At 39.3% G+C, this 3,204-nt stretch carries 4 protein-coding genes; 2 read left to right on the top strand and 2 right to left on the bottom strand.

What is annotated here, in order from left to right; translation table 11 throughout:
* The first annotated feature begins 220 nt into the window (after window positions 1-220).
* Complete coding sequence (locus tag F6K20_RS30935; RefSeq protein WP_131827001.1) at window positions 221-421, top strand: hypothetical protein; 201 nt, start codon at window positions 221-223, stop codon at window positions 419-421.
* A 183-nt stretch (window positions 422-604) separates the two neighbouring features.
* Here the strand turns inward: F6K20_RS30935 and F6K20_RS30940 are convergent, their stop codons facing one another.
* Entirely contained in the window at window positions 605-2,461 is a 1,857-nt protein-coding gene (locus F6K20_RS30940; RefSeq protein WP_008180468.1) for an ABC1 kinase family protein, read from the bottom strand.
* A gap of 288 nt (window positions 2,462-2,749) precedes the next feature.
* Complete coding sequence (locus F6K20_RS30945) at window positions 2,750-2,989, bottom strand: hypothetical protein (RefSeq protein ID WP_008180463.1); 240 nt, start codon at window positions 2,987-2,989, stop codon at window positions 2,750-2,752.
* Between the two features lie 24 nt (window positions 2,990-3,013).
* Here F6K20_RS30945 and F6K20_RS30950 point away from each other — a divergent pair.
* On the top strand, window positions 3,014-3,204 hold a 191-nt coding region (locus tag F6K20_RS30950), incomplete at its 3' end, for a hypothetical protein (RefSeq protein WP_287297281.1).

Genomic DNA, 3,204 nt, shown 5'->3' on the forward strand with positions numbered 1-3,204 from the left:
TATTGCTAACCACATGAATCGGTCGAAAGCACTGCCCACCCTACATCAACTACTAAAACGCGAATGCACTGTTTGTCGAGGCATTCACTAAAACGCGATTGACCTTTGGTCACGCTTTAGGCTTTGCCGACGCTGCTTGAGGTGCGAACGCACTGTTTGTCGAGGTATCAACTAAAACGCGATTGACCTTTGGTCACGCTTTAGGCTTTGCCGACGCTGCTTGAGGTGCGAACGCACTACGGGCATCTTTCCGATTGAGTTGCAGCAAGAACTGCTGCGGGAACTGGGTGCCATTGAAGTAGGAGTGGGAACTTTGGTCGCTACCAATGCCAGAATGGCAGAAGCGGTCAAAGGTAGCGTTGACCGCTTGCGGGAATGGATGAAAGGACAGCTAATGGTGCATGTAGATGAATCTCCTTGAGGTGCTTTTGAATAAAATAAGCACCTCAAGCAGCGTGAGCCTTAGGCTGACTGCTGACGGCTGATGGCTGAATGCTTACAAGCCAAAGGCCGAACAATCAAGGTATTCGGTGCATTCATTGGGGACGAAGCCTTTCATCCCCTAATAACTTGATGACGCCAGACCTGAATCCTTACATTTTAACTACCCCCTTACCGATTGAGGAAAGTCTTTACGCTCCAGAATTTTTGCTCCCGCAAGCAGTACTCTAGCACTGAGGCCAATCAGTATAAAAATACCAATCCATTGCAGATATGGAAGATGGGGAATTTGTTGAACAAACTCGTCAGCCAGTTGAGTATGAATAGGTTCAATCGCTTTAAAATAATGTTGATAAAGGAAACTATAAACTACAACTGGTTCAGTTATTAGGAGTAAATAGGCGAGAGATTGAAAACCTACTACCAGTAACAGTGCAAAAATATTACTGGTTAACTCAAATGCGATGGTTCGTTGTCGCAACTCAGGTAAAATCAGGTTATTGTACTCGCTAATAGTGTCAAAGAACTGGTTAATCGAAGTTCTAATACTTTTTGGCTCTAAACTTTGTTTGAGAGCACGTCGATCTGACTGGCGATTATATTTTCTAGATGTCTTGAAGAAATCAAATTCAGGTAATAGGTACTGCAGTGCACCATCTAGAGTTAAAAAAGATCGAGTCACTTTGAGAAAAGTCCAATTACTTGGGATACCATATCTGGCAATCACTTTAGATACTTCAGCGGTTGCCCCACCAAAAGACTTTTCTTTATACTCTATCCCTTTAAGTTGGGCTTTGGTGGACCAAACCTCTATAGCACTCGACATCTCTGCCCTGACTCTAGGTACATTAACTCTGGGAATATCAACAGCCAACCGCAAGATATAATTAGCCGCTTTGGCAAAATCTCCATCTGACAATGCATTCGTATACTCATTATAAGTTACCCTCAACTCCCTATCCAGGGATCCCACGCTACCCATGTCAATGAATGCAACTTTGCTCCGACGCAAGAAAATAATATTGCCTGGATGTAGATCTCCATGGTACAAGTTATCTTCAAATACTTGTCGAAGTAATGAAATAAACATCGTTTCACCCGCTTTTTTAGGATCAAAGTCATTTTCATCCTGCCATTGAGAGGCTCTGACGGGATCCCTAGCCAATACTTTAATATAATCAGAGGCAAGAACTCCATCGATATATTCCATAACTAAAACTCGACGTTTAGAATATTTGTTATAAATCTTTGGAACATATATTTTATGCTGCTTTAGTGTTTTTCTCATATTACGAGTATTAGATGCTTCATAGCGATAATCTAATTCCTCATTAAAAATTTTATCTAACTCCGATACTGCTTCATCTAAACGTAGGTAACTCATAAAATTAAAAGAAATTAAAACTTTGGCAACGACTTTAATTAAATCCAAATCTCGCTTGAATGCTTCTGCTAGATTTGGACGTTGAATTTTAACGATTACCGGAACATTTTTTCTTTTACTTCGCAACGTTGCTCTATGAACCTGACCAATTGATGCAGCTGCCAAAGGAGTCTCATCAAAATCTTGAAATATTTTTTCCATGGGTGCTCCTAGCTCTGACTCAATTGTTGATCTAACTATAGCCATAGGGAATCCAATCGCTTCATACTGAAGACGTATTAACTGATCACAAATCTCATCTGGTAAAATATCGGTCCGCAATGCTAACAACTGACCCGTTTTTACCCAGAAGCCTCCCAAATCTTCAAATATCTGACGTAGCTCGTTCGCATTCTTTTGTATATCTGGCTTATTTGTAATTCGGCGACGTTGTATACCTAAATAGTAAATAATAAATCGTTGGATAATGTAGAGAGTTGAAAAACGACGAACTTCCAAATTTTCAGCTATTTTAACTTGCTTTCGTTGTTTGTTATCAATAAGAGGAGTAGGAATATCTTTTTTCTTGATCATATTATAAGCAGCCAAAAATAAATTTAAATAATAATTATTGATATCTCGTAGTCTTACTATCATGAAATCCTGAATGTAGTCTTCTCAAAAACTAGCTATTTTTAGGCAGATAGTTTCGCTACTGAAACTGTTACTCTTTAAAAAGTACTGCAGTGCATCTTGGATGAGTTTGCGGTATTGGCAGACATAAATAAAGAAACTGATCAACATCAAAATAATTACCAACGATATAATAATATCAATTTTTCCTTGAAGGAGATTCAGAAAATTACAAAGTTCAAAGTTCAAAAAAAAACATAACCTGGTGCAAAAATATGTGCCTAGTGCTGTTGATACCATTATATACCAATCCTAAATGATATCAGAGAAAGCCTCATAAGTACTTAAATCAGGCATAGTGAATAAATGATACTCAATAAATAATTCAAAGAGTTTATTTGTAATGGTGAAAGAGCGACACCATAGATGGATATGGCGTAAAAGTTGCTTGATATGCCCCCAAATATTTTCAATGGGATTTTCTCCTGGTGCATAGGGAGCAAATCTGAGACAGTGAACTTCCTTTTGCTCACTATTCCTTTTGCTCACCATGATTAACTAATGTCTTGATCATGGGTGAGGAACCAATCGGCGATCATCTGGTTTTGTTCCTCCACCACAGAGCTATTTTATCTGGGACTTTGTCTTGATGCAATAGCGAGTGGGGGAAACCCACAAGACCGTAATGGTGCGTTTTCCGTAGGCGAATTAAATTCGCCACGGGTCGCACCTCTGCATCGCTTTTTTACCTTTATGCCAACTCATCC

Source organism: Moorena sp. SIO2C4 (genome assembly GCF_010672485.1).
Lineage (GTDB): Bacteria > Cyanobacteriota > Cyanobacteriia > Cyanobacteriales > Coleofasciculaceae > Moorena > Moorena producens.

What these genes read in the sequence shown, in the direction of transcription:
- F6K20_RS30940 (WP_008180468.1), bottom strand. Translation starts at nt 2,461, where the DNA reads ATGATAGTAAGACTACGAGATATCAATAATTATTATTTAAATTTATTT.
- F6K20_RS30945 (WP_008180463.1), bottom strand. Translation starts at nt 2,989, where the DNA reads ATGGTGAGCAAAAGGAATAGTGAGCAAAAGGAAGTTCACTGTCTCAGA.